The following is a 23,588-nucleotide window of genomic DNA, read 5'->3' on the forward strand; positions in this document are numbered from 1 at the left end:
AAAACGTACTGGGAGCGAAATGGACGATCATCTCGACGATTACATGACCGCCGTCGCCCGGACGATGGCGTTGCCGCTGGAAGACGCCTGGCGTCCGGCGGTGCGCGCAAATCTCGAGGTCGCGCTGCGGCTGGCGCGGCTGGTCGATGACTTCCCGCTGCCTGACGACGTCGCGTCGGCCGCCGTCTATTCGACCTGAGATCGCGATGTCCGAAACTCCCGCTGCTATGTCCGCCGCCGAAATCGCGCAGGCCGTATCGAGCCGCAAGATCACGGCGCTTGCTGCGACCGAGGCTGCGCTCGCCCGGATCGCTGTGCACGACAAGATCCTCAATGCCTTCACCGACGTCACCGCCGATCGCGCGCGCACCCGGGCCAAGGCGGTCGATGCCGCGATCGCGGCGGGCCAACCGGCCGGCCCGCTTGCCGGCGTGCCGTTCGCGGTGAAGAACCTGTTCGACGTGCAGGGCCTCTCGACCCGCGCCGGCTCGAAGATCAATCGCGACCTGCCTCCGTCGCCGCGTGATGCCACGTTGATCGAGCGGATGGAAGCAGCCGGCGCCGTGCTGGTCGGCGCACTCAACATGGGCGAATACGCCTACGACTTCACCGGCGAGAACGCGCATGACGGTCCGTCGCGCAATCCGCATGATCCGACGCGGATGGCCGGCGGCTCCTCGGGCGGCTCCGGCAGCGCCGTTGGCGGCGCGCTGGTGCCGATCGCGCTCGGCTCCGATACCAACGGCTCGATCCGGGTGCCGTCGTCATTCTGCGGCACGTTCGGCCTGAAGCCGACCTATGGCCGGTTGTCGCGCGCGCGCTCCTTTCCGTTCGTCGCCAGCCTCGATCACCTCGGTCCGTTTGCGCGCAACGTGAAGGATCTCGCGCTCGCCTATGACGTCATGCAGGGGCCTGATGCCGATGATCCCGCCTGCAGTGTGCAGTCGGTCGAGCCGACCGTGCCGCTGCTTGCCAATGATGTCAGCCGGCTGCGCGTAGCGATCGCCGGCGGCTATTTCCAGCAGAATCTGCTGCCGGAGGCCGTCGAAGCGGTCGCGCGCGTGGCAAAGGCGCTCGGTGCGACGCGGACAGTGGAGCTGCCGGAAGCGGCGCGCGCCCGCGCGGCCGCCTTCATCATGACCACCACCGAGGGCGCCGCGCTGCATCTCGATCGGCTGCGCAAGCGTCCAAACGACTTTGATCCGCCGGTGCGCGACCGCTTGTTTGCGGGCGCGATGATCCCGGCAGTCTATGTCGACAAGGCGCAGAAATTCCGCCGCTGGTACCGCGCTAGGGTGCTGGAGCTGTTCCAGTCGGTCGACGTGATCTTGGCGCCGGCAACGCCGTGCACCGCGCCGAAGATCGGTCAGGCCACCTTCACGCTCGACGGGGTCGAGCTTCCGGTGCGTCCCAATATCGGTATCCACACCCAGCCGATCTCCTTCATCGGCCTGCCGGTGGCCGCCGTGCCGGTCCCGCTTGAACCGATGCCGATCGCCGTGCAGATCATTGCGGCGCCATGGCGCGAGGACATTGCGCTGCGGGTCGCCTACGCGCTGGAACAGATGGGTGTCGTGGCGGCTCCCGCGCCAAGAGGACTCTAAAATGGAAATCGATCTTCCCGACGTGCTCGCCGAGGTCACCGCGCAGTTCGAGCGTTACGAGAAGGCGCTGGTCTCGAACGATGTCGCCGTGCTCGACGAGCTATTCCGTAACGATAGCCGGACGCTGCGCTATGGCATCGGCGAGAACCTTTATGGCTACGGCGAGATCGCGGCGTTTCGCGCGGGGCGGCCGGCGGCCGGGCTGATGCGCAAGATCGACCGCACCGTGATCACGACTTATGGCCGCGACACCGCGATCGCCTCGACGCTGTTCTATCGGGACAGCACGCCGGGCCGAGTGGGGCGGCAGATGCAGACATGGATTCGCTTCCCTGAGGGCTGGAGAATCGTCGCCGCCCATGTCAGCGTCATCGATGAACCAAAGGGGGCTTGAACCAGGGTGATTGAAAGGGCGTTTCAGCCATGAGCCTGGACGATCTTCCGACCCGCGCTCCGCAGCCGCAGGGCACCGAGCCGGAGCCGCTGGTGCGGCGTGTCGATCGCGCGTCGTCTCTGGTCGACAAGACCACCCGCGCCGAAGAATTGCGGCTGCAACTCGCCGACGAGATCGTGCGCGGCACGCTGCCGCCGGGCGCCGGGCTCGATGAAACCGATCTGGCGCGCCGCTTCAAGGTGTCGCGCACACCGGTGCGCGAGGCGCTGCGACAGCTCGCCGCCAGCGGGCTGATCGACGCGCGCGCGCACCGCGGCGCGGTGGTCGCGCGGCCCTCGCTCGAGCGGCTCACCGGCATGTTCGAGGCGATGGCCGAGCTCGAGGCGATGTGCGCCGGCCTTGCCGCCGAGCGGATGTCTGCAGCGGAGCGCCACGCGCTCGAGGCGGTCCATGAGGAACTGCGGGTGTTGAGCTACACCGGCAATCCCGACCGCTTCCACGAGGTCAACGAGCGCTTTCACAACGCGATCTATGCCGGCTCGCAGAACGCCTATATTGCCGAGATCACGCTCGCGACGCGGGTGCGCGTGCAGCCGTTCCGCCGCGCCCAGTTCCGCAACCTCGGGCGGCTGGCGAAATCCCACGCCGAGCACGACCGCGTCGTCGAAGCTATCATGCGCGGCGACAAGCCAGGTGCTGCGGCTGCGATGCGCGCCCATATCGAGCAGGTGCGCGGGGAGTACGAGACCTACGCGGTGTCGGTGTAGGTCGCGCGCCCCGGAATGACGGCAGGAAAGTCGGTTATCCCTTCGCCTTCTCCGCCATGAACGCCCGCCAGCCGCCATAGGCCGAAATGTCCTTCGCGCCGGCGATCGCGGCGGGCTCCACGATAAAGCCCTTGACGTACCGTCCGTCGGCGAGCCGGAGCGTGCCGATCGCCATCGGCGGCGGGATCGCGGCGACGAATGTGCCGAACGCGGCCGGCGACATCGCCCACAGCTCGAGCTTGATCGCATGACCCGCACCCGGCTCGATGCGCAGCATGCCGGGTTTCGATGGCGTGGTGTCGAGCGCGTAGAGTTTGTAGTCCGCTGCGGTGAGCGTCTCCTCCAGCAGGCGCGCGTCGAGCGTGGTCAGTTCATGATTCAGCGCCATGCCGGAGAGATGCGCGCCGACCACCGCGATCGTGATCTCATCGGCGCCGGCCTGCGCCGGGACCGCGGCAAGCGGCGGCTGCGGCACCGCCTTGGCGCCGACAGCGAGCCCGGTGTCGGCGTGGAAGACACGGCCGATACCGGCAAGCTCGGCGTCGCGGCCGGCTGGAGCGAGCAGCGTGATGCCGAACGGCGCGCCGTCGGGCCGCATCGCCGCCGGCAGCGCCAGGCCGCACAGATCGAGCAGATTGACGAAATTGGTGTAGGCGCTGAGCCGCGAGTTGAGCTCGATCGGGTTGGCGAGCACGTCAGTCGTGGAATAGACCGTCGGCGCGGTCGGCAGCACGATCGCGTCGCACTGCGCGAAGGTGCGCGCGGCAACGCGGCGCAGCGCCTGCAGGCGATAGAACGCGGAGAAGGTATCCGCCGCGGTGGGCCGCGCGCCGCCGATCGTGATCTCGCGTGTCACCGGGTGGATCGCGTCCGGCGACGACGCCAGGAGGTCGCGGATCACGAGATAGCGCTCGGCAACCCACGGGCCTTCATAGAGCAGCCGCGCCGTTTCGTAGAAAGGCTCGAGATCGAATTCGACGAGTTCGGCGCCGAGCGCCCGCCAACGCTTGCAGGCTTCGCCATAGGCCTTCTCGGCCTCGCGGTCGCCGAAGAAGATCAATTGGACGCTCTTCGGAATGCCGAGCTTCAGCTTGGCCGGAAACGGTGTGATCGCTGCCAGCGGCCGGTCGCGCGAGAACGGATCGGCGTCATCCGGCCCCGCCATCACCGCGAGCGCGGCCAGCGCATCGTCGACGGTGAGCGAGAACACCGAGATGCAGTCGAGCGTGCGGCAGGCCGGCACCAGCCCCGCGTTGGAGATCAGCCCGAGGCTCGGCTTGAGTCCGACGATGTTGTTGAGCATCGCCGGTACGCGGCCGCTGCCCGCGGTGTCGGTGCCGAGCGACAGCGGCACGAGGCCCGCCGAGACCGCGACTGCGGAGCCCGAGCTCGATCCACCCGGCACGAGATCGCCGCGTACGGGATTTTTGGGAATGCCGTAGGGCGAGCGCACGCCGACCAGGCCGGTGGCGAACTGGTCGAGATTGGTCTTGCCAATGATGATGGCGCCGGCCGCGCGCAGTTTTGCCACCGCTGTGGAATCCTGTGCCGGCAGGTAGGAGAACGCCGGGCAGGCGGCGGTGGTCGGCAGCCCCGCGACGTCGATATTATCCTTCACTGCGACCGGCACGCCGTAGAGCGGCAGCGTCGGGTCAGCAAGCCGCGCGGCCTCGGCGAGCGCGTCCTTCTCTTCGCGCAGGCTGATGAAGATGGCGGGGTCGTTGTGCTCGCGGATGCGCTGGTAGCTGCGCGCCACTGTTTGCGCCGGCGTCATGGTCCCGGCGCGGTGTGCGGCAACGATCGCGGCGACAGTTTCAGTCACGTGGTTGGCCTCGTCTCTGGCGCGGTGAGGCATCGGATGCCTGCCGCGAGGGAATTGCCGCCTGATCGAAGCAAGCAATGTGCCATTGTGTACAATTTACCTGCGCCGGCGGCGCGACGGATTATTGCACAATATCAGTTGCTTGAAATGGTCGCTGGGAGCTGAAGCAGATTCGCGCGAGAACGTGCCTGCTCAATTTAAAGGCAGGCGTGACCAGGCCGAAATCCGGTCGATCAATCAGGTGAAGCAGGCGAGGATCCGCAGCAGTTGTTCGCGGTTTTCCTTGCCGATCTTGTCGGCGACGTGCCGCTCGTGCTCGGCGGCGAGCCGCTTGAATTGCGCCAGCGCGGTCTTGCCGCGCCCGGTCAGATGCAGCGCGTGGGAGCGGCGGTCGGTTGCAGAAGGGATCCGGCTGACGAAGGCGCGTTCTTCCAGGCTGTCGAGCAGATGCACCAGCCGCGCGCGCTCGATCCCGAGCCGTTTCGCGACCGCCATCTGGCTGAGGCCCGGATTGGCCCCGATCACGGTCATGACCGAATACTGCGTCGGACGGATATCGACGGTCGCCAGCGTCTTGACGAAGTCCTGGAAGATCCAGAGCTGAAAGCGCCGCACCACATAGCCGGCGTGGCCGACCAACGCGTCGAGGCCGATGTCGTCGCCGGCATCGCCGAGCGTCCGGTCATTCGCCGCGCGTGTCTGGGGGCGGCGGATTGCCGCTCCGGTTCCTGCCGCCTTGCGCGACGTCTGTTGCTTGATCGCCATGCCTCAAGGCTAGCGCGACGGCGTCGCGAGAGAAAGATTGTTGTTGACGACAACAATTGATGTCCGCAACATTATGACCAAAGAGCCCGACCGGGACCGCGGCGCCGCACCATGTTGCAGCGCGAACCTGATAAGATACGGGCGAGGAGGAAATCATGACGACGGCTGCTGCCAGCGGAGACGATCCGGACCGCCTGTTCGCGACGCCCGCGATCGTTGCCGTCAGCCGCGGGGATGACAGCATCCTGGTCCGCTCCACCACGCCGTTGAAACCAAGCGCCCGCTGCGTCGGCGACTGGCTCGAGCATTGGGCGCGGCAGGCGCCGGAACGTATCTTCCTCGGTGAGCGCGCCAGCGCCGAGGTGCCTTGGAGCACCGTCAGCTATCGCGATGCGCTCGGAATCGTGCGGCGGGCCGCGTCGTGGATCCTGCTGCAAGGGCTGAACAGCGAGCGGCCGCTTGTCATTCTCGCCGATAACGGCATCGATCACGCGTTGTTCGCGCTCGCCGCCCAGCATGTCGGCGTGCCCTCGGCCGCGATCTCGCCGGCCTATTCCCTGATGTCGAAAGATTTCGACAAGCTGAAGAGCATGATCAGCCTGCTCGATCCCGGCGCGATCTATGTTGTGGGCACAAAACCGTTCGCGGCGGCGCTTGCCGCGATCGCACCGCTGCATCGGGCGACCATCGTCAGCGGCAATCCGGACGATGCCGATGCGTTGCCGTTCCGCGCTGTTGCGGCGACGCCTGAATCGCCTGATGTCGCCATCGCCTTTGCCACGGTGACGCCGGACACGATCGCGAAATTCCTGTTCACCTCGGGCTCGACCGGTACGCCGAAAGCCGTGATCAACACCCAGCGCATGCTGACTTCGAGCCAGCAGGCCAAGGCGCAGACTTGGACATTCCTCGAGCAGTCCCGCGAGGCGTTGGTGATCCTAGATTGGCTGCCCTGGAGCCACACCTTCGGCGCCAACCACAATTTCAATCTGGTGCTGCGCAACGGCGGCACGCTCTATATCGACAGCGGCAAGCCGGCGCCCGGCCTGTTCGCGGCCTCGCTCGCCAATCTGCGCAGCGTGGTGCCGACGGTCTATTTCAATGTGCCGCGCGGCTTCGACATGCTGATCGCGGCACTGCGCACCGATGACGAGTTGCGCCGCAAGTTCTTCGAAGGCACCAAATTCGCCTTCTATGCCGGCGCGGCGCTGCCGCAGAATCTGTGGGACGCGCTGGAGGAATTGTCGCTGCAAACCGTGGGACGACGCCTGCCGATGGTGTCGGCCTGGGGCTCGACCGAGACCTCGCCGCTGGCGACCGATTGTCATTTCCTGGCAGAGCGCTCCGGCAATATCGGCGTGCCGATTCCCGGCACCGAGCTGAAACTCGTGCCGTCGGGTGACAAGCTCGAGGTCCGCGTGCGCGGGCCCAACGTCACGCCGGGCTACTGGAAGGCGCCCGAACTCACCCGAGAGGCCTTCGATGACGAAGGCTTCTACAAGATCGGCGACGCCGTCACCTTCGCCGATCCCGACCGGCCCGATCTCGGCCTGTTCTTCGATGGCCGGGTGGCGGAGGACTTCAAGCTCAATTCCGGCACCTGGGTCAGCGTCGGCACCCTGCGCGTCGCCGGCATCGCGGCGCTGGCGCCGCTCGCGCAGGATATCGTCGTCACCGGCCACGGCCGCGACGAGGTCCGCTTCCTGGTGTTCCCGAACCTCGCCGCCTGCCGTTCGCTGGCGGGACTGCCCGAGGGCGCCGACGCGAGGGAGGTGATCAGCCATCCGGCGGTCCGTTCCGCGATCGGGCAGGGGCTGGCACGATTGAAGGCGCAGGGCGGCCATTCCTCCGGCCATGCCACCCGGGCGCTGCTGCTCGCCGAGCCCGCTTCGGTCGACGGCGGGGAGATCACAGACAAGGGTTACATCAACCAGCGCGCCGTGCTGACGCGCCGCGCCGCGGCGGTGGCAGTGCTGGAGGACGACGCGTCGGGTGAGGCGATCCGCTGCGCGGGGTCGTGACGTGATTTGTACCGGTAGGGTGTTGGGAGGAGGCCACGCACATCGCCGTCGTCCCTGCGAAAGCAGGGACCCATACTCTGCGGCCGACTTTGTGTACAAAGGTCGTCGTTCCGCCGGCGTGAAATAATCAGCATTGGTGGTTATGGGTCCCGGCTCGGAGGCCGGGGCGACACCGAATTTGTGGCACGTCTGGTGGACCCCACTTGAGCCGTTGGCACCGGTTCCCTGGGGCCTCGCGCCGCACGCGCGCGTTTTTAGTTGCCATAGCAACTAAGCTGTGCGAGTTTCCGCACCCATAGGGACAGGGCCGGTCAACGGCCGCGCTTTCGGGAGGACAATGTTGCGCAGCAGCGCGCGAGCGGCACGCATGGAAGTCCGGGCGAATATCGCGGTGGCGCAGGGCGCCGCCCGCGGTCCCGCCGTGCGGTCAGGTCGTGCTTTGCCCGGTCACGGCGCCGAGATTCTCGTGCAGCCGGCGCAGCAGGTCGATCAGTACCTCGCGCTCGTCCTTTTTCAGGCACGACAGCAGCCGCCGCTCGCGCTCCAGCGCCGCGACGATCACCTTGTCGTGGATGGCGCGGCCGCGCGCGGTCAGGGTGATCGAATGGGTGCGGCCGTCGTCGGGCGCGGTGCGGATCGTCAGCAGGCCGCGTTTCTGCAGCGCCGCGAGGTTGCGGCTGACCGGCCCCTTGTCGAAGCCGATCACCTGGCAGATGCGGGAGGCAGGAATCCCCGGCTCGATCGCCAGTTGCGAGATGATTCGCCACTCGGTGACGTTGACGCCGAAATTCTTCTGGTAAAATGCGGTGGCGCTGTTCGACAGCTTGTTGCCGATGAAGGTGATGAACGCCGGCACATAGCGATTGAGGTCCAGCAGCGGGCCATCGGTGGCATCTGCGGGATCGGCCGGTTTGGGCCGGCGGGGTTTTCGGGGGAGGGGCTGGCTGCTCATTTCCCAAATCATCGCTGCGAAACTGCTCGGGAGCAATAGACATGCGGCCCGTATTGACAAGATCAAACCTCGGGAGGTCCCGATGACTGCAACAGAAGCTGCGTCCATCCCGCATCTCGACGTCGATCCGTTTGCGCTCGAGTTCTTCGCCGACCCGTTCCCGACCCATGAACGGCTGCGCGAGGCCGCACCCGTGGTCTATCTCGACAAGTGGAATGTCTACGGCGTAGCGCGCTATGCTGAGGTCCATGCGGTCCTGAACGATCCCGCGACCTTCTGCTCCAGCCGCGGCGTGGGCCTCAGCGACTTCTCCAGGGAAAAGCCCTGGCGGCCGCCGAGCCTGATCCTGGAGGCCGACCCGCCGGCGCATACCCGCACCCGCGCGGTGCTGAGCAGCGTGCTGTCGGCGACCGTGATGAAGCAGCTTCGCGGGCGATTTGCCGCCGCGGCGGAGGCCTGCATCGATGCGCTGCTGGAGAAGCGCCGTTTCGATGCGATCGAGGACCTCGCGGAAGCCTATCCGCTGTCGATCTTCCCGGATGCGCTGGGCCTGCGGCCGGAGGGCCGCGAGAATCTGCTGCCATACGCAAGCCTGGTGTTCAACGCTTTCGGGCCGCCGAACGAACTGCGCAAGCAGGCGATCGAGCGCTCCGCGCCGCACCAGGCCTATGTTTCCGAACAGTGTCAGCGCGACAATCTCACCCCGGGTGGTATCGGCGCCTGCATCCACGCCCATGTCGATAGCGGCGCCATTACCGCGACCGAGGCGCCGCTGCTGGTGCGCTCGCTGCTGTCGGCCGGTCTCGACACGACTGTCAACGGCATCGGGGCCGCCGTCTATTGTCTCGCCCGCTTCCCCGACCAGTTCCAGAAACTGCGTAGCGATCCGACACTGGCGCGCAACGCCTTCGAGGAAGCCGTGCGGTTCGAAAGTCCGGTCCAGACCTTCTTCCGCACCACGACCCGCGACGTCGAGCTCAGCGGGGCCACCATTCCCGAAGGCGAGAAGGTGCTGATGTTCCTCGCCGCGGCCAATCGTGATCCGCGCCGCTGGGAGGCGCCCGACAGCTACGACATCACGCGTCGTACCTCGGGCCATGTCGGCTACGGATCGGGCATCCACATGTGTGTCGGCCAACTGGTCGCCCGCCTCGAAGGCGAGGTAATGATGGCGGCGCTGGCGCGTCGTGTCGCCAGGATCGAAATCACAGCCGAGCCAAAGCGGCTGTTCAACAACACGCTACGCGGGCTCAGCAGCCTGCCGGTCGAGATCACGCCGGCCTGACGAGACGCTCAAGACAGCCAAAAGGTCGGTGAGCAAACATGGGAGGGGATACGATGAGGGGCTTCGGGGTTGGGCGATTTGGGATCGGACTTGCGCTGGCATTGGCCTGCGCCGCTGGCAGCGCACGTGCGGAGATTTCCGACAACGTCGTGCGTGTCGGCGTGCTCAACGACATTTCCGGCATCTTCCAGGACACCAACGGCATGGGTTCGGTGGAGGCCGCGCGCATGGCCGCGGAGGATTTCAACGGCGGCGGCAAGGGCATCAAGGTCGAGATCGTCTATGCCGATCACCAGAACAAGGCCGACATCGGCTCTGCGATCGCGCGCAAATGGCTCGATGTCGAAGGCGTCGACGCCATCGTTGACGTGCCGAACTCGGCGGTCGGCCTCGCCATCAACACCGTGCTGCGCGACTCCAGGATGACGTTCCTGGCGTCGTCGACCGCGAGCTCCGACCTCACCGGCAAGGCCTGCTCGCCGAACACCATTCAATGGGTCAACGACGCCTGGGCCACCGGCAACACCACGGCGGCCGCGATGATGCAGCGTGGCGGCAAGGACTGGTATTTCGTGACCGTCGACTATGCGCTCGGCAAAGGCATCGAAGCCGAGGCGACCAACTACATCGAGAAGCACGGCGGCAAGGTGCTGGGATCGAGCAAGCATCCGCTCGGCACGTCGGACTTCGCGTCCTTCCTGTTGCAGGCGCAGAACTCGAAAGCAAAGGTGATCGGGCTCGCCAATGCCGGCGGCGATACCATCAACGCGGTGAAGCAGGCGGCCGAGTTCGGCATCCAGGAGGGCGGCCAGACCATGGTGGCGTTCCTGCTGTTCGTGAACGACGTCCACGGCATGGGCCTGAAGGTCGCGCAGGGTCTGCAACTGCTCGAGGCCTTTTACTGGGACATGAACGACGACACCCGTGCGTTCGCAAAACGCTTCGCCGCGCGTCCCGGCATGAACGGCAAGATGCCGAGCGGCAACCAAGCCGGCGTCTACGCCTCGACGCTCGCCTATCTCAACGCCGTCGCCGCCACCGGCAGCGACGACGCCAAGGTCGTGGTGCCGCAGATGAAGACTTTCAAGGGCAAGGACAAACTGTTCGGCGACACCACGATCCGCCAGGACGGCCGCGTCATCCACCCGATGTACCTGTTCGAGGTGAAGAAGCCGGAGGAATCGAAATATCCCTACGACTATTACAAGCTGATCGCGACCATCCCGGCCGACCAGGCATTCCGGCCGATCGCCGACGGCGGGTGCGCCTTGGTGAAGTGAGCCGCCGGACGCGCGCGCATCCTCCCCTGGAGGGGGAGGATCGGTTCGCATGAGAATGCGAACCGAGGTGGGGTGAAAGTCCCTCCAGTCGAGCAGTGCCCGTGTTGAGAGATCACCCCACCCCGGATCGCACGTCGCTTCGCTCGTTGCGATCCGACCCTCCCCCTCCAGGGGAGGGTGAGGTGCTCTACACACGGCGTACCGGGTGGAGGACCGCAGCCCCTCACCCGGATCGCATTTCGCTCTGCTTCATGCGTTCCGGCCTCTCCCACGAGGGGAGAGGCCGACAGAACGTGCGGCGCGCTGTTCGCAACAAACTACGCAGCCTTCGCCGCCCCGTCGGCAGCCTTCACCCGCCCCAGCATCTCGGCTGCCGTCATCACATGCGCCGTTGAGAATGCGAGGATCGTCAGCGTGGCGCGGTGCACCTCTTCGGCGGACAGGGCGCCCTGGCCGACATCGGGATAGTCGAACGTGCCGGTCGCATCCGAGAGGAACACGACCTTGTAATTGTGGAACATGGCGTCGCGCGCCGTGGCATGGCAGCAGTTCTCGGTGGTCGTCCCCGAGATGATCACCGTGGTGATGCCCCATTCGCGCAGGATGAGGTCGAGATCGGTGGCGAAGAAGGCGCTGTAGCGGTGCTTCTTGATGACGTGCTCGCCCGGCGCCGGCGCGAGGTCATTGAATATCTCGACGCCCGCGGTGCCGTCGACCAGCGACGAGCGGTCGGCGATCGGCGAATAGAGATCGTCGTAGAGCCCCATATCGCTGCCGTCGCGGCGATGCACATGCGCGGTGTAGATGACGCGGATGCCCTTGTCGCGACAGGCCTTCAGGGTCTGCGCCAGCCGCGGCACCATGGCGGCGGCCTGCGCCGAACGCAGCTTGGCGCCTTCGGCCACGAAATCGTTCTGCATGTCAACAACGATCATGACGGTGCGGTCGGGATCGATGATGTCGCATTGGTAGCCCATTTGATGTCTCCTCTCCTGGTGGGAAACATTTTCTACGCCGGTTCCCGCGGCCGTTCTTGGCTGTGCGGGCCAATCGCTGGACTCTGCTTGCCAGACAGGCGGTAGACGCCGAATATCCCGCTGCCGGGTTGGGCGGGAGCAAGGCCAATGCAGACCCCAGATCACGCAGTCGTCGCGCAGACGCTTGTCGCGCCGGGTGACAGCTTCGACCGCTGGCACCACGTCACCTGCCGCGAATTCTCGCTGACCGAGTGCCGCCGCGTCGCCGACGCGGCGTTTCAGGCAGCGATCTCGATCCGCCATTTTGGCCCGCTCGCGATCAACGACATCTGGTCGTCGACACCGGCCGCCGACCGCATCGGGGTGATGCGCAGCGCGAGCGATGTCCGAAGGGACCCGCGCGACTATTTCATGCTGTGGCTCACCTTGCGCGGCGAGGTCAGCTTCGCGCAAGGCGGCCGCGAGGTGCGGATGCGCCGGGGCGATCTCATGCTGCATGACCAGGCGCAGCCGTTCACGCTGGAATTCGCCCCGAGCGCGCGTTCGATCATGGTGTCGATCCCGCGGCCGCTGCTGCTCGCGCGCCTGCCGGATGCGCAGCGGTTGACGGCACGGCGGGTCGGCAACGCTTCGAAAGTGGGCGCGCTGGCGGGATCGTTGATCCGCCGGCTGACGCGGCTCGATGACGAGGCCGGGCCTGCTGCGATAAGGCTTGGCGCCTCAGCGCTCGATATTTTCGCGACCACACTCCAGACCGAGCTGACGGACGAGGTGCCGCAGCGCGGTGACGAACGGCTGGCGCGGGTCAAGGCCTACATCCTGGCCCATCTCGACGATCCCAAGCTCGATCTCGATACGATTGCGACGGCGCAGAACATGGCGCCGCGCACGCTCAATCGCCTGTTTGCGCGCGAAGGCACGACGCCGATCCGCTGGCTGTGGCAGCAGCGCCTCGCCGGCGCCTACCAGGCGCTGGCCGAACGGCGCTTCAGCCATGTCACCGATGCGGCGTTGAGCTTCGGCTTCAGCGACGTCTCGCATTTCAGCCGCGCCTTCAAGGCCGCGTTCGGCCGCTCACCGCATCAAGTGATGGGGTGACGAGGGGGTCTCCTCTCGTCACGGCGCGCAGGAGAAACTCGCGGCCGCGGTGACCGGTCCTGCCTTGTAATGCGGCCATGCGGGCCAGCGGCAAAGGGGCAGTGCGCGGATTGTGTCGAAGGACGGTGCCTCGGTCTTCTGCTCGCGCACGTCCAGATCGCCGGGCGCCTTGCCGTTCTCGACCCAGTCGACCAGTACGGTCAGCATGTCGACATTGGCGGGTGCGCCGGAGCCGACATGGTCGACGCCGGGCGCGGTGTAGAGCCGGGCGAACTCCGCGACCTTGTCCTTGCCGAGCGTCTTCTCGACATTTTCGAAGTAGCGGATGCCGGCATAGGGGCTTTGCGCGTAGTCGGACATGTGTTCGAGGATCACGAGCTTGCCGCCGTGGGCGTGGAAGCGCGTGAGATCCGGATCGGTGGAGTCCATCAGCGCGGAGACTTCCAGCACGCGCGCCTTGTGGTCCTCGGGCTTGTAGGTCGTGACGTCGAGTTTCGGATCGCGGGCGAAGACATATTGCATGCCGCCGGCGCCGTAGATCCAGGCGATGCCGTTGGTCGGAGCCGGCGGCTGTGCCGGCGCCGCGCTGCCTAGCCACCAGGCCTTCCAGCCGCCGGTCGGGCCGAACGCCGGCGTATTCTCGCCCGACACGCCCCAGCCGGGATAGTCGTCGAGGCCATTGGCGAGCGGGAACGGGAATTTATACGGCGCATGCAGCGTTTCGATCGCGGCAATCTGCTTGTCGGTCAGGCAGTCGTCGCCGCTGTGGCCCGCGGCGCATGCCAGCGACGCCGGCTTGAACGCGGACTTGCAGCCGACGGGATCCTGCACCAGCGCGTCGTCGGAGCCGTCCTGCGTGTCGCAAGCCCTGAGCACGGCGTCGGCGACGAGCTTGACCTGCGCCGGCCTGATCCAGCCGTCGCCCATGGTGACGAGGCCGGAGCGGGTGCCGGCATGCTGCAACCCGACCCAGTTGATGACAGGTACGCGCGCGAAGATGCCGTCAAAATCGTCGGGATAGCGCTGCGCCATGGTCAGCGCCTCGCGGCCGCCTTCGGACGATCCCATGAAATACATCTTCGCCGGCGGCTTGCCGTAGGCGCGGACCGTCAGCGCCCGCGCCGCGTCGCGCACTTTCTTGTAGGCCTTGTGCGAAAAATTCGCGAACGCCTCGTCGTTGAGCGCGAACAGCTGCGGCGGCTCGACGGGCTTCTGCTCGTGGCCGGAGTCGGTGCCGACGGTCACAAAGCCGAGTGCCAGCGGCGAGGCCTTGTCGAAGGGATAGGCCGGCGGCAGGCCAAGGCCTGATATCAGCACGCCGTTAAAGCCGCCGCCGCCATATTGCAATGAGCGGCCGTTCCACTCGACGGGCAAGTTGACCTCGAACTTGATCGGCGGCGCCGTGGGATCGGCGGGATCGATATGGGCGAGCACTTTGCAGAACGCGGGATTGGCCGGGATGATGCGGCCGGCCGGCGTCGGCGCCTTCTCGGAGACCGAGAGCGGCGATGGTGCCTGGAGCGTGGCACTGTCGATCTTGACGGCGCCGTCGGCGGGACCGGCAAGGCCGCTGCAGGTCGCCGCTGGATCGCCGGTCATTCCGGCCGCAAATGCGGTCGAAGCGCACGACATCAACGTGACAAGCGAAGTCGCGAGCGCCCATGTGCGCGCATTGATCCGCATTGTTTCCTCCCCATTCAAATATTGTTGCTATGGCAAGTATTTCACGCGCTATCTTGCCGCACAATGGTTTGAACGTAGTTCCGTCATCCCCGCGCAAAGGCTTCGCCTTTGTCGCTGGAGGTGCGAGCGGAGCGAGCCTCGAAGGATGAACCGGCCACCAGCCGGGCCGTCGACCCTTCGAGGGCTGCCGAAGGGACGGCCACCTCAGGGTGACGGTCCAGACTGTCTGAGATGGGGGCCGCGCCGAGCAGCGCCTACTGCGCGACCTTGCTGCTGCCTTGCGTGATCAGCCGCGCGGCACGCTGGTCGCGGGTGTGGATCCAGAGCCAGTTCATTGCCACCGCTATCCGATGCCGCACGCCGATCAGGAAGTAGATGTGGGCAAGGCCCCAGATCCACCATGCCAGCGAGCCGCGCAGCTTGAGCCAGCCGAAATCGATTACCGCCTTCTTCTTGCCGATCTGCGCGAGGCTGCCGGCATGCTTGTAGCGGAATGGCGGCAGCGTCTTGCCGTCGAGCCGCGCCTTGATCAGTGCGGCGACGTAGCGTCCTTCCTGCTTGGCGGCCGGCGCGATGCCGGGCACCGGATTGCCGTCGGGGCCCTTGATCGTGACGGTGTCGCCGACCGCGAAGATGTCGGGATGACCGGGCACGGTCAGATCGGGCTCGACCTGCAGCCGATGGGCGCGATCGGCCGGCGCGTTCAGCCATTCGGCGGCGCGCGAGGCGCGCACGCCGGCGGCCCACACGATGGTGCGCGCCTCCAGCCTGTTGCCGCCGAATACGACGCCGTCGGCCGAGCATTCGGTGACCGGCTCGCCCAGCATCACCTCGACGCCGAGTTTTTCCAGCGACGCCTGCGCATAGGCCGAGAGATCGTCCGGGAAGCCGGCCAGCACGCGCGGGCCGGCCTCGATCAACACCACGCGCGCCCTGCGCGTGTCGATGTGACGGAAGTCCTGCGGCAGCGTGTCCTTGGCGAGGTCGGCGATCGTGCCGGCCATCTCGACGCCGGTCGGCCCGGCGCCGATGATGACGAAGGTGAGCAGCGCCGCGCGCTTGTCGGGATCGGTCTCGCGCTCGGCGCGCTCGAAGGCGACCAGGATACGCCGCCTGAGCGTGGTCGCGTCCTCCAGCGTCTTCAGGCCGGGCGCGAACGGCTCCCATTCGTCATGGCCGAAATAGGCGTGGCGTGCGCCGGTGGCGAGGACCAGCGTGTCGTAGGGAATGCTGCCGCCGTCATCGAGCTGCACGCTCTTCGCTGCAGCGTCGACGCCGCAGACATTGGCGAACAATGTCGTCACCTCGGGCCGGTCGCGCAGGAGATAGCGGATCGGCCAGGCGATCTCGCTGGTGGCAAGCGATGCGGTCGCGACCTGGTAGAGCAGCGGCTGGAACAGATGATGGTTGCGGCGGTCGATCAGCGTGATCTCGACCGGCGCGCCCGCGAGACCGAAGGCGGCTTCCAGCCCGCCGAAGCCGGCGCCGACGATCACCACGAGATGAGGTTTGGCCGGCGCTTGCGTCATTTGATGTCGCCCTCGGTTTCGAACGGCTTCGTCGTCTGATTATGTAATCATTCGCAGCCTCATTCCAACACGAAATGCCTGATCGCCCGATAGCGAAACCCAATCGCTGCGCGCCTCACGCGTCCTGCGACGCAGTCGTGGCGACGACCCGCCGCCGCATCGGCAGGAACAGTCCCGCGACCGCGCCGGCGAACGACAGCGTTGCCGCAAGGCTCATCGCCGCAGCGAATCCGCTCGTGAAATGTCCGGACGAATCGGCCGTGCCATTGGCAGTGAAGCTCGCCACCAGCGCCGCGATGCCGAACATGCCGCCGAGGAAGCGGCCCATGTTGAAGATTCCCGACGCCTTGCCCATCTCGCTGACGGCGACCGCGCTCAGCACCGCGTTCTGCGCGGCCGGCATCGCCATCGAGACGCCGACGCCGGCGAGCATCAGCGGCGCGATCAGTGCGGAGTAGGGCACCGTGGGGCTCACGATCTCGCCGATCCAGCCGAGCCCGATTGCCTGCATCAGGAGTCCGGTGACCACAAGCGTGCGTTCGCCGAACCGGTTGACCACGGCGCCGGCGATCGGCGCGGTGACGAACAGCGTCGCCGTCCATGGCAACAGCCGCAGCCCGGCACCGAAGGCGTCGAAGCCGAGCGCGATCTGCAGGAATTGCGGCAGCAGGAACAGCACGCCATACATCGCGGCGTAGAACAGCACGCTTGCGGCGATGCCGGCCGCGAACGGTCTGGCAGCGAACAGCCGCATCGGCACCATCGGGCTGGTCGCACGCAGCTCCCACAGCACGAAGATCACCGCCAGCGCGATGCCGGCGATCAGCGCGCCCGTCACTTCCGCGCTGGCCCATCCGGCGCTGTTGCCGCGCAACAGGCCCCAGACCAGCGCCAGCGCCGCGAGCGCGACCAGCGTCAATCCGGTGATGTCGAGCGGCGCGGTCGGACCAAAACTCTCGCGCAGGCGCGCCATCACGAGGGCGATCGCGATGAGGCCGATCGGCAAATTGATCCAGAAGATCCAGCGCCAGCCGAGATGCTCGGTAATGAAGCCGCCGATCGCGGGGCCGATGATCAGTGCGCATCCGGTGATGCCGCTGAAAATGCCGAGCGCGCGGGCGCGCTCCTCGCGGCCGAAGGCGCCGCTCAGGATCGCCATTGCCAGCGGCATCACCAGCGCCGCGCCTGCGCCCTGCAGGGCGCGCGCGGCGATCAATGCCGCGGCGTTGCCGGCCAGCGCGCAGGTCGCCGACGCCACGACGAACAGGCCGATCCCGGCGGCGAACATCTTGCGCCGACCAAAACGGTCGCCGAGTGCCGCGCCGGTCAGGAGCAGCACCGCGAAGGTCAGATTGAACGCGTTGACGGTCCATTGCAGGGTCTCGACCCGGCTGCCGAAATCGGCGCGGATGGTGGCGAAGGCCGTGGTCATGATCATGGCGTCCAGCGCCATCATGAAGGATGCCAGCGCGGTGAGGCCGAGCACCCAGCGCTGCTCGGCGCGCTGCTGTGAGGTTTGCATGGTGGTTCTCCATTGGCGCGCCGCAAGGTTGCGGCGCGCTTCGCAGGCCAGGACGAACCGGAGCAGGCAAAGGATGCGGCCGAAGAATTATTTTTGCCGGACCGCATCCTTTGGCCGTCCGCAAACGTCCTTAGGGCTGACGCGGCCGGTTCAGGCCGAAAACCGAGGCCAAGGAGGCTGCGATGAGACGGACCCTGATCAGGTACAAGACCAAGCCGGACATGGCGGAGAAGAATGCCGCGCTGGTTGCGGCGGTGTTCGCCGAGCTGAAGGCGGCAAACCCCGATGGCGTGCGCTATTTGACCCTGCGGCTGGAGGACGACACCTTCATCCACATGGTCGAGACCGCGGCCGACGACGGTTCTAGCCCGATCCCGAAGCTGGCGGCGTTCCAGGCCTTCCAGGACGGCATCCGCGATCGTTGCGCCGAGCCGCCGCTGGTTCGCAGTGCTGTGATTGTCGGAAACTATCGTATGCTGGATGCGCCGTGAACCGACCGGCTTTGAACCGACTGGCCTTGAAGCGATCTGGCGGAGCCATCATGACGTCACCACCCCAGGCGCCGGCCGATGTCGACGCGCTGCTGGCGGCGATGCGGCCGAGGCTGCATCGCTACTGCGCCCGCATGGTCGGATCGGTCATCGACGGCGAGGATGTGCTGCAAGACGCCTTGATCAAGGCGATGGAAGCCGTCGCGTCCGCAGCCCCGATCCAGCATCCGGAAGCCTGGCTGTTCCGGATCGCGCACAACACCGCGCTCGATTTCCTCAGGCGGCGCAACCGACAGGACGCGCTGCACGCGCCGGAGGAGGTGGATATGATGGCCGGAGAGCTTGACGACGTCAGCCGCCGCGAGATCGCTGCAAGCAGCCTGCGCACCTTCATGCGGCTGCCGGTGGCGCAGCGCTCCAGCGTGATCCTGATGGATGTGCTCGGCTGCTCGTTGCAGGAGGTCTGCGGCATCATGGATTTCAGCCTGCCCGCGGTGAAGGCCGCGCTGTACCGCGGACGTACGCAACTGCGTGCGTTCGCGCGCGAGCCGGACGATGCGCCGCGGCCCGGCCTGTCGCCGGCTGATCGCAGCCGGCTGAACGTCTATGTCGGCCGCTTCAACGCTCACGACTTCGATGCCATCCGCGCCATGATCGCCGATGACATCAGGCTCGAGCTCGTCAACAAGACGCGGCTGAACGGCAAGGCCGAGGTGTCACGCTACTTCGGCAATTATGCGAAGATCGACGACTGGCGCCTGGTGACCGGACAGGTCGAGGGACGTCCCGCGATCCTGGTGTTCGATCCGAATGCGCAGAGTGGGCCGCCGCGATCGTTCATGCTGCTCGACTGGTCGGCCGACAAGGTCGCGACGATCCGGGACTTCCGCCACGCGCCCTATGCGATCGACGGCGCCGAATGGGCGGTGGATCAGGGGTGACTGATTGCTGCTTACGCTGTGGCTCGATGCCATGCCACAAGCTCGGTGTCGTCCCGGACAAGCGAAGCGCGATCCGGGACCCATAACCACGAATGGTCATTGGTTTGCGATGCTGGGGCCACAGCCTGCTTCGACAACTCAAGCCTGTGGTTATGGGTCCCGGCCTGCGCCGGGACGACGGTGGAGAGAGGCCGCTACCGCGTCTTGCCGCCGAACTCGCCTTTGGCGATGCGCGCGACCCGGCTGCCGGCCGCGGCCGGTGCGCCGCTTCTTTCAAACATGCCATCGCCGCCGCTCTCGCGCGGCAGGGGCGACGCTTCATCGACATGACCGTTGCCCGGCCAGAACGTCAGGACCAGGTTCATCACGCCATTGACGGCCGTGCCGACCACCGTTGCGGTGTGCTGATAGGTCAGTGCGTATTCGGGAAATCGTCCGGCAATGGCCCTGTCGAGCACCATGAGGGCGATCCATGCCGCCATCACGCAGACCGGATCCCATCCGATGTCACGCACCCGCATCGACTGCAGCATGAAGCAGACGACGAGCATGCCGTAGAAGGAAAAGATCAGCGCGGGGCTGTTCGACGCCTGCGCCAGCAGCACGTCCGTCCTGCCGCGCGGCACATTGCCCGTGATCCCGTAGACCAGCATCAGAAAGCCAAGGCCCACGACGAGGGTGCAGAAGAAAAAGGCCAACCGGCCCATCCGGGCATTGAAGCCGAAGATGTAATTCAGCATGTGACGCACCCCTTTGGGCCCAGCCTCGCCCGGTGATGCTTTCAAGACCATGAAGCCCGCGAGCCCTTGCCGGCCCGTGGTTTCCGGGTGCTTTACCGGATCGTTAGAGCCTGCGGCTGTGGGCGGGCGCCGGTCGCTGGCATTGCGCCGGGCCCTGCGACAATCGTTGCCTACGCAACCGGCATTATATTTCTTGCAATGGTCGATTTGGACGAATTATGATGCAAGGTGCGGGGGTATGCGCCGAAGGTTCTAATTGGGTGCCGTCGGTTCATGCTTGCTGCACACTTGCGATATCGCGCACAAAACACGTCACAGAACGGCGCGCGCAAAGCGTGACCCCCGGGGCCTCGTGATGCCTGGCGGGATCTTTGGTTGAGGAGGGGAGTGAATATGAAAAAGGCATTCTGGCTGGCAGGCGCCATGGCTCTGGCGCTCGCGCAGCCTGCGACGGCGGCTGACAGCGTCAAGATCGGCTTTGTCTCGACCTTCAGCGGTCCGACCGCCGTGATCGGCAACGACATGCGCAATTCGTTCGAGCTCGCGCTCGACCATCTCGGCCGCAAGATCGACGGCAAGCCGGTCGAGGTGATCTACGAGGACGACCAGCAGAAGCCCGATGTGGGCAAGCAGAAGACCGAGAAGCTGGTGCAGTCCGACAAGGTCGACTTCATCGTCGGCTACATCTGGTCGAACGTGCTGCTGGCGTCGCTGAAGACCGCGGTCGATTCGAAAACCTTCCTGATCTCGGCCAATGCCGGTCCGTCGCAGCTCGCCGGCGATCTGTGCTCGCCTTACGTGTTCTCGACCTCGTGGCAGAACGACCAGACGCCTGCCGCGATGGGCCTCTACATGAACCAGAAGGGCGTCAAGTCGGTGTTCCTGATCGGCCCGAACTACGCCGCCGGCAAGGACATGCTCGCGGGCGTGAAGAGCACCTTCAAGGGTGAGGTAGTCGGCGAGGAATACACGGTGTGGCCGAGCCAGCTCGACTTCTCCGCCGAGCTGACCAAGGCGCGCAACTCCAAGGCCGAGTCGATCTTCGTGTTCTATCCCGGCGCCGCCGGCGTCCAGTTCCTGAACCAGTACGCCCAGGCCGGCATCAAGGCGCAGATCCCGCTCTATACCGCCTTCACCGTCGACGAATTGTCGCTGCCGCTGCAGAAGGACAACGCGATCGGCATTCCCGGCGCACAGGAATGGGTCAACGACCTGCCGAACGCCGAGAACAAGAAGTTCGTCGAGGACTATCGCAAGAAGTATCCCGGCCTGCGCCCGACCTATTACGGCGCTCAGGCCTATGACGCCGCCCAGCTGATCAACAGCGCGGTCGTCGCGGTGAAGGGCGACCTCACCAAGAAGGACGCGATGAAGGCGGAGATGGAGAAGGCCAACTTCAAGTCGCTGCGCGGCCCGTTCAAGTATGGCAACAACCACATCCCGATCCAGAATTTCTATCTGCAGGACGTGGTCAAGGACGCCGACGGCCAGCTCTCGCTGAAGACGGTCGCGACCATCGTCAAGGACGACCAGGACAAGTTTCACGACAAGTGTTCGATGAAGTGAGGTCGGGCGCCTTTTGGCGCGCGGCTTGCTTTCTTCACCTCGCCCCGCTCTTGCGGGGAGAGCATAGGCCGCCTCCGGCGGCCGTTCTTGACGAACGACGCCGAAGCGCAGCTTCGGCTATGCGCGAAGCGATTGGGTGAGGGGGACTCTCCACAGGTCCGGTCTGCGGAGGCAGCCCCTCACCCCAACCCTCTCCCCGCAAGAGCGGGGCGAGGGAGAACACGCAGCGAGCAATGCGGCGGTGGGCATGCACTGCCGCTGTTTTTTTAGGGATGATGTAGCCTCACGATGTATCTCGTCGTCGAACAACTGCTGAACGGCCTGCAATTCGGCCTGCTGCTGTTCCTGCTGGCAGCCGGACTGACGCTGGTGTTCGGCATCATGGATTTCGTCAATCTGGCGCACGGCTCGCTCTACATGATGGGCGCCTATTTCGCGGCGACCTTCGTGGCCTGGACCGGAAGCTTCGTGCTCGGTGCGCTGCTGGCGCTGGGCGCGACGCTCTTGCTCGGCATAGTGCTCGAATATGTCGCGCTCCGGCATCTCTACGGCCGCGACCATCTCGACCAGGTGCTGGCGACGTTCGGCCTGATCCTGTTCTTCAACGACGCCGTCCGGCTGATCTGGGGCCCGGCCGGCCTCGCGCTGCCGCTGCCGGCCTGGCTCACCGTGCCGGTGCAGATCATTCCCGGCGTGTACTATCCGGCTTACCGGCTGATGATCATCCTGGTCGCGCTGGCGGTTGCCGCGATGCTCTATCTCGTCGTGATGCGCACCCGCGTCGGCATGCTGATCCGCGCCGGCGCCTCGAACCGCGAGATGATCGGGGCGCTCGGCATCAACATCAAGCTGCTGTTCACGCTGGTGTTCGGCCTGGGGGCCGCGCTCGCCGGTCTCGCCGGGCTGATGCAGGCGCCGATCCTCACCGTGCAGATCGGCATGGGCGAGAACATCCTGATCCTCGCCTTCGTCATCATCGTGATCGGCGGCATCGGCTCGATCCGCGGCGCCTTCATGGCGGCGGTCTTCGTCGGCATCATCGACACGATGGGCCGCGCCTTCCTGCCCGACCTGCTGCGCAAGGTGCTGAGCGGGGCGGCGGCCTCGACCGCGGCGCCGGCGCTGTCCTCGATGCTGATCTATCTCCTGATGGCGATCATCCTTGTGCTGCGGCCCGAGGGGCTGTTCCCGGCGGCCAAACGATGACGCCCAAGCTCAACGCCTCCAATGCGGTCGCGGCGCTGCTGTGCGCCGCCTTGGTCCTGCTGCCGGTCTATTCGGCCGTCACTGGCAATATCTTCATCCTGACGTTGTTCACCCGCATCGCGATCTATGCGCTGGCGGCTGCGAGCCTCAACCTGATCATGGGCTATGGCGGCATGATGAGTTTTGGCCATGCCGCCTATCTCGGCATCGGCGGCTATGCGGTCGGCATTCTCGCTGCCGAGGGCATCGGTTCCGGCTTCATCCAGTGGCCGGTGGCGCTTGCGGTCTCGGCACTGTTCGCGCTGTTGATCGGCGCGCTCTCACTGCGCACCCGTGGCGTCTATTTCATCATGATCACGCTGGCCTTTGCGCAGATGGCCTATTACGTCGCCTCCGCTTTGTCGCGCTACGGCGGCGACGACGGGCTCACCGTCTACAAGCGCAGCGATTTCGCCGGCCTGATCAATCTGTCCGACCGCACGCAGTTCTATTATCTCTGCCTCGGCTGCCTGTTCGGCGGCCTCTATCTGATCTGGCGCATCGTCAATTCGCGCTTCGGCCTCGTGGTGCAGGGTGTCCGCTCCAACGAGCAGCGCATGCAGGCGATCGGCTTCCACGCCAACCGCTATCGCCTGGTCTGTTTCGTCATCGCGGGCACGATCTGCGGCCTGGCCGGCGCGCTGCTTGCCAACAACACCGACTTCGTCAGCCCCGCCGTGATGTACTGGACCCGCTCCGGCGACCTGATGGTGATGGTGATCCTCGGCGGCATGGGCTCGCTGTTCGGCCCTGTCGTCGGAGCGATCGTCTATCTCCTGCTCGAGGAACTGCTGTCGCAGTTCACCGAATATTCGGGACTGATCCTGGGACCGGTGCTGCTGTTGATCGTGCTGTTCGCGCGCGGCGGCATCATGGGCCTGCTCGGGAGGATGAGTCGTGGTTGAT

21 protein-coding genes are annotated in these 23,588 nt (G+C 66.0%); 13 read left to right on the forward strand and 8 right to left on the reverse strand.

Translation table 11 applies throughout. From position 1 onward, the window contains the following. Positions 1–19 precede the first annotated feature (19 nt). The 4 genes from BraRD5C2_RS30685 to BraRD5C2_RS30700 are packed head-to-tail and all read left to right on the forward strand — an operon-like array spanning position 20 to position 2,765. Positions 20–199 carry a DUF4089 domain-containing protein gene (locus BraRD5C2_RS30685; protein ID WP_223974904.1) on the forward strand — a complete coding sequence of 60 codons (180 nt, stop codon included), beginning with the start codon at positions 20–22 and terminating at the stop codon, positions 197–199. 7 nt (positions 200–206) lie between these two features. Continuing rightward, positions 207–1,604 (forward strand): AtzE family amidohydrolase, encoded by a 1,398-nt coding sequence (locus tag BraRD5C2_RS30690; protein WP_223974905.1) that lies wholly within the window; start codon positions 207–209, stop codon positions 1,602–1,604. Position 1,605: 1 nt separating this feature from the next. After that, positions 1,606–1,998 carry an oxalurate catabolism protein HpxZ gene (gene hpxZ, locus BraRD5C2_RS30695; protein ID WP_223974906.1) on the forward strand — a complete coding sequence of 131 codons (393 nt, stop codon included), beginning with the start codon at positions 1,606–1,608 and terminating at the stop codon, positions 1,996–1,998. 29 nt (positions 1,999–2,027) lie between these two features. Next, positions 2,028–2,765 carry a GntR family transcriptional regulator gene (locus BraRD5C2_RS30700; RefSeq protein WP_223974908.1) on the forward strand — a complete coding sequence of 246 codons (738 nt, stop codon included), beginning with the start codon at positions 2,028–2,030 and terminating at the stop codon, positions 2,763–2,765. A gap of 34 nt (positions 2,766–2,799) precedes the next feature. Here BraRD5C2_RS30700 and atzF read toward each other — a convergent pair whose 3' ends face one another. Together atzF and BraRD5C2_RS30710 are read right to left on the reverse strand one after the other, a co-directional pair. Beyond that, positions 2,800–4,587 (reverse strand): allophanate hydrolase, encoded by a 1,788-nt coding sequence (gene atzF, locus BraRD5C2_RS30705; protein ID WP_463671637.1) that lies wholly within the window; start codon positions 4,585–4,587, stop codon positions 2,800–2,802. Between the two features lie 237 nt (positions 4,588–4,824). Further along, the gene (locus tag BraRD5C2_RS30710) at positions 4,825–5,352 is read right to left on the reverse strand and encodes a MarR family winged helix-turn-helix transcriptional regulator (RefSeq protein WP_223974912.1); all 528 of its coding nucleotides are present in this window, start codon (positions 5,350–5,352) and stop codon (positions 4,825–4,827) included. A gap of 155 nt (positions 5,353–5,507) precedes the next feature. Between BraRD5C2_RS30710 and BraRD5C2_RS30715 the strand changes: the two genes are divergently transcribed. Continuing rightward, positions 5,508–7,373, forward strand: coding sequence for a feruloyl-CoA synthase (locus tag BraRD5C2_RS30715; protein ID WP_223974913.1), 1,866 nt, complete (start codon positions 5,508–5,510; stop codon positions 7,371–7,373). A gap of 427 nt (positions 7,374–7,800) precedes the next feature. Here BraRD5C2_RS30715 and BraRD5C2_RS30720 read toward each other — a convergent pair whose 3' ends face one another. Further along, positions 7,801–8,325, reverse strand: coding sequence for a MarR family winged helix-turn-helix transcriptional regulator (locus BraRD5C2_RS30720; protein WP_223974993.1), 525 nt, complete (start codon positions 8,323–8,325; stop codon positions 7,801–7,803). Positions 8,326–8,407: 82 nt separating this feature from the next. Here BraRD5C2_RS30720 and BraRD5C2_RS30725 point away from each other — a divergent pair, with 82 nt between their 5' ends. Then, positions 8,408–9,610: a cytochrome P450 gene (locus tag BraRD5C2_RS30725; RefSeq protein ID WP_223974914.1), complete on the forward strand. Its 1,203-nt coding sequence runs from the start codon at positions 8,408–8,410 to the stop codon at positions 9,608–9,610. 53 nt (positions 9,611–9,663) lie between these two features. Continuing rightward, positions 9,664–10,890, forward strand: coding sequence for an ABC transporter substrate-binding protein (locus BraRD5C2_RS30730; RefSeq protein ID WP_223974915.1), 1,227 nt, complete (start codon positions 9,664–9,666; stop codon positions 10,888–10,890). 317 nt (positions 10,891–11,207) lie between these two features. Here the strand turns inward: BraRD5C2_RS30730 and BraRD5C2_RS30735 are convergent, their stop codons facing one another. Beyond that, positions 11,208–11,867: an isochorismatase family protein gene (locus BraRD5C2_RS30735; RefSeq protein ID WP_223974916.1), complete on the reverse strand. Its 660-nt coding sequence runs from the start codon at positions 11,865–11,867 to the stop codon at positions 11,208–11,210. 147 nt (positions 11,868–12,014) lie between these two features. Between BraRD5C2_RS30735 and BraRD5C2_RS30740 the strand changes: the two genes are divergently transcribed. Continuing rightward, entirely contained in the window at positions 12,015–12,965 is a 951-nt protein-coding gene (locus tag BraRD5C2_RS30740) for an AraC-like ligand-binding domain-containing protein (RefSeq protein ID WP_223974917.1), read from the forward strand. Between the two features lie 18 nt (positions 12,966–12,983). Here the strand turns inward: BraRD5C2_RS30740 and BraRD5C2_RS30745 are convergent, their stop codons facing one another. From BraRD5C2_RS30745 to BraRD5C2_RS30755, 3 genes are all read right to left on the reverse strand, one after another. Beyond that, entirely contained in the window at positions 12,984–14,597 is a 1,614-nt protein-coding gene (locus BraRD5C2_RS30745) for a tannase/feruloyl esterase family alpha/beta hydrolase (protein WP_223974995.1), read from the reverse strand. Positions 14,598–14,902: 305 nt separating this feature from the next. Then, positions 14,903–16,177 carry an NAD(P)/FAD-dependent oxidoreductase gene (locus BraRD5C2_RS30750; protein WP_223974918.1) on the reverse strand — a complete coding sequence of 425 codons (1,275 nt, stop codon included), beginning with the start codon at positions 16,175–16,177 and terminating at the stop codon, positions 14,903–14,905. A 115-nt stretch (positions 16,178–16,292) separates the two neighbouring features. Continuing rightward, positions 16,293–17,699, reverse strand: coding sequence for an MFS transporter (locus BraRD5C2_RS30755; protein ID WP_223974920.1), 1,407 nt, complete (start codon positions 17,697–17,699; stop codon positions 16,293–16,295). Positions 17,700–17,881: 182 nt separating this feature from the next. Between BraRD5C2_RS30755 and BraRD5C2_RS30760 the strand changes: the two genes are divergently transcribed. Both BraRD5C2_RS30760 and BraRD5C2_RS30765 read left to right on the forward strand, forming a co-directional pair. After that, positions 17,882–18,190, forward strand: a complete 309-nt coding sequence (locus BraRD5C2_RS30760) for a hypothetical protein (protein WP_223974922.1) — start codon at positions 17,882–17,884, stop codon at positions 18,188–18,190. A gap of 50 nt (positions 18,191–18,240) precedes the next feature. Further along, the gene (locus BraRD5C2_RS30765) at positions 18,241–19,131 is read left to right on the forward strand and encodes a sigma-70 family RNA polymerase sigma factor (protein ID WP_223974925.1); all 891 of its coding nucleotides are present in this window, start codon (positions 18,241–18,243) and stop codon (positions 19,129–19,131) included. A 194-nt stretch (positions 19,132–19,325) separates the two neighbouring features. Here BraRD5C2_RS30765 and BraRD5C2_RS30770 read toward each other — a convergent pair whose 3' ends face one another. Then, entirely contained in the window at positions 19,326–19,871 is a 546-nt protein-coding gene (locus BraRD5C2_RS30770; protein WP_223974926.1) for a hypothetical protein, read from the reverse strand. Between the two features lie 393 nt (positions 19,872–20,264). Between BraRD5C2_RS30770 and BraRD5C2_RS30775 the strand changes: the two genes are divergently transcribed. The 3 genes from BraRD5C2_RS30775 to BraRD5C2_RS30785 all read left to right on the forward strand — a co-directional run bounded on the left by BraRD5C2_RS30775 (position 20,265) and on the right by BraRD5C2_RS30785 (position 23,587). Next, the gene (locus BraRD5C2_RS30775; RefSeq protein WP_223974927.1) at positions 20,265–21,437 is read left to right on the forward strand and encodes an ABC transporter substrate-binding protein; all 1,173 of its coding nucleotides are present in this window, start codon (positions 20,265–20,267) and stop codon (positions 21,435–21,437) included. 288 nt (positions 21,438–21,725) lie between these two features. Next, on the forward strand, positions 21,726–22,643 hold the full coding sequence (locus BraRD5C2_RS30780) for a branched-chain amino acid ABC transporter permease (protein WP_223974928.1): 918 nt from the start codon (positions 21,726–21,728) through the stop codon (positions 22,641–22,643). Further along, complete coding sequence (locus tag BraRD5C2_RS30785; RefSeq protein ID WP_223974929.1) at positions 22,640–23,587, forward strand: branched-chain amino acid ABC transporter permease; 948 nt, start codon at positions 22,640–22,642, stop codon at positions 23,585–23,587. The genes BraRD5C2_RS30780 and BraRD5C2_RS30785 overlap by 4 nt, the downstream gene beginning before the upstream one ends. Position 23,588: the final 1 nt, after the last annotated feature.

The organism is Bradyrhizobium sp. RD5-C2, from assembly GCF_019972155.1.
Lineage (GTDB): Bacteria > Pseudomonadota > Alphaproteobacteria > Rhizobiales > Xanthobacteraceae > Bradyrhizobium.

Excerpts from the sequence above, each read along its gene's own strand:
- BraRD5C2_RS30700 (WP_223974908.1), top strand. The coding sequence starts at position 2,028 with ATGAGCCTGGACGATCTTCCGACCCGCGCTCCGCAGCCGCAGGGCACC.
- BraRD5C2_RS30755 (WP_223974920.1), bottom strand. The coding sequence starts at position 17,699 with ATGCAAACCTCACAGCAGCGCGCCGAGCAGCGCTGGGTGCTCGGCCTC.
- BraRD5C2_RS30685 (WP_223974904.1), top strand. The coding sequence starts at position 20 with ATGGACGATCATCTCGACGATTACATGACCGCCGTCGCCCGGACGATG.
- hpxZ (WP_223974906.1), top strand. The coding sequence starts at position 1,606 with ATGGAAATCGATCTTCCCGACGTGCTCGCCGAGGTCACCGCGCAGTTC.
- BraRD5C2_RS30720 (WP_223974993.1), bottom strand. The coding sequence starts at position 8,325 with ATGAGCAGCCAGCCCCTCCCCCGAAAACCCCGCCGGCCCAAACCGGCC.
- BraRD5C2_RS30750 (WP_223974918.1), bottom strand. The coding sequence starts at position 16,177 with ATGACGCAAGCGCCGGCCAAACCTCATCTCGTGGTGATCGTCGGCGCC.
- BraRD5C2_RS30735 (WP_223974916.1), bottom strand. The coding sequence starts at position 11,867 with ATGGGCTACCAATGCGACATCATCGATCCCGACCGCACCGTCATGATC.
- BraRD5C2_RS30785 (WP_223974929.1), top strand. The coding sequence starts at position 22,640 with ATGACGCCCAAGCTCAACGCCTCCAATGCGGTCGCGGCGCTGCTGTGC.
- BraRD5C2_RS30745 (WP_223974995.1), bottom strand. The coding sequence starts at position 14,597 with ATGTCGTGCGCTTCGACCGCATTTGCGGCCGGAATGACCGGCGATCCA.
- BraRD5C2_RS30710 (WP_223974912.1), bottom strand. The coding sequence starts at position 5,352 with ATGGCGATCAAGCAACAGACGTCGCGCAAGGCGGCAGGAACCGGAGCG.
- BraRD5C2_RS30765 (WP_223974925.1), top strand. The coding sequence starts at position 18,241 with ATGACGTCACCACCCCAGGCGCCGGCCGATGTCGACGCGCTGCTGGCG.
- BraRD5C2_RS30770 (WP_223974926.1), bottom strand. The coding sequence starts at position 19,871 with ATGCTGAATTACATCTTCGGCTTCAATGCCCGGATGGGCCGGTTGGCC.
- BraRD5C2_RS30740 (WP_223974917.1), top strand. The coding sequence starts at position 12,015 with ATGCAGACCCCAGATCACGCAGTCGTCGCGCAGACGCTTGTCGCGCCG.
- BraRD5C2_RS30730 (WP_223974915.1), top strand. The coding sequence starts at position 9,664 with ATGAGGGGCTTCGGGGTTGGGCGATTTGGGATCGGACTTGCGCTGGCA.
- BraRD5C2_RS30760 (WP_223974922.1), top strand. The coding sequence starts at position 17,882 with ATGAGACGGACCCTGATCAGGTACAAGACCAAGCCGGACATGGCGGAG.
- BraRD5C2_RS30775 (WP_223974927.1), top strand. The coding sequence starts at position 20,265 with ATGAAAAAGGCATTCTGGCTGGCAGGCGCCATGGCTCTGGCGCTCGCG.
- BraRD5C2_RS30715 (WP_223974913.1), top strand. The coding sequence starts at position 5,508 with ATGACGACGGCTGCTGCCAGCGGAGACGATCCGGACCGCCTGTTCGCG.
- BraRD5C2_RS30725 (WP_223974914.1), top strand. The coding sequence starts at position 8,408 with ATGACTGCAACAGAAGCTGCGTCCATCCCGCATCTCGACGTCGATCCG.
- BraRD5C2_RS30780 (WP_223974928.1), top strand. The coding sequence starts at position 21,726 with ATGTATCTCGTCGTCGAACAACTGCTGAACGGCCTGCAATTCGGCCTG.
- BraRD5C2_RS30690 (WP_223974905.1), top strand. The coding sequence starts at position 207 with ATGTCCGAAACTCCCGCTGCTATGTCCGCCGCCGAAATCGCGCAGGCC.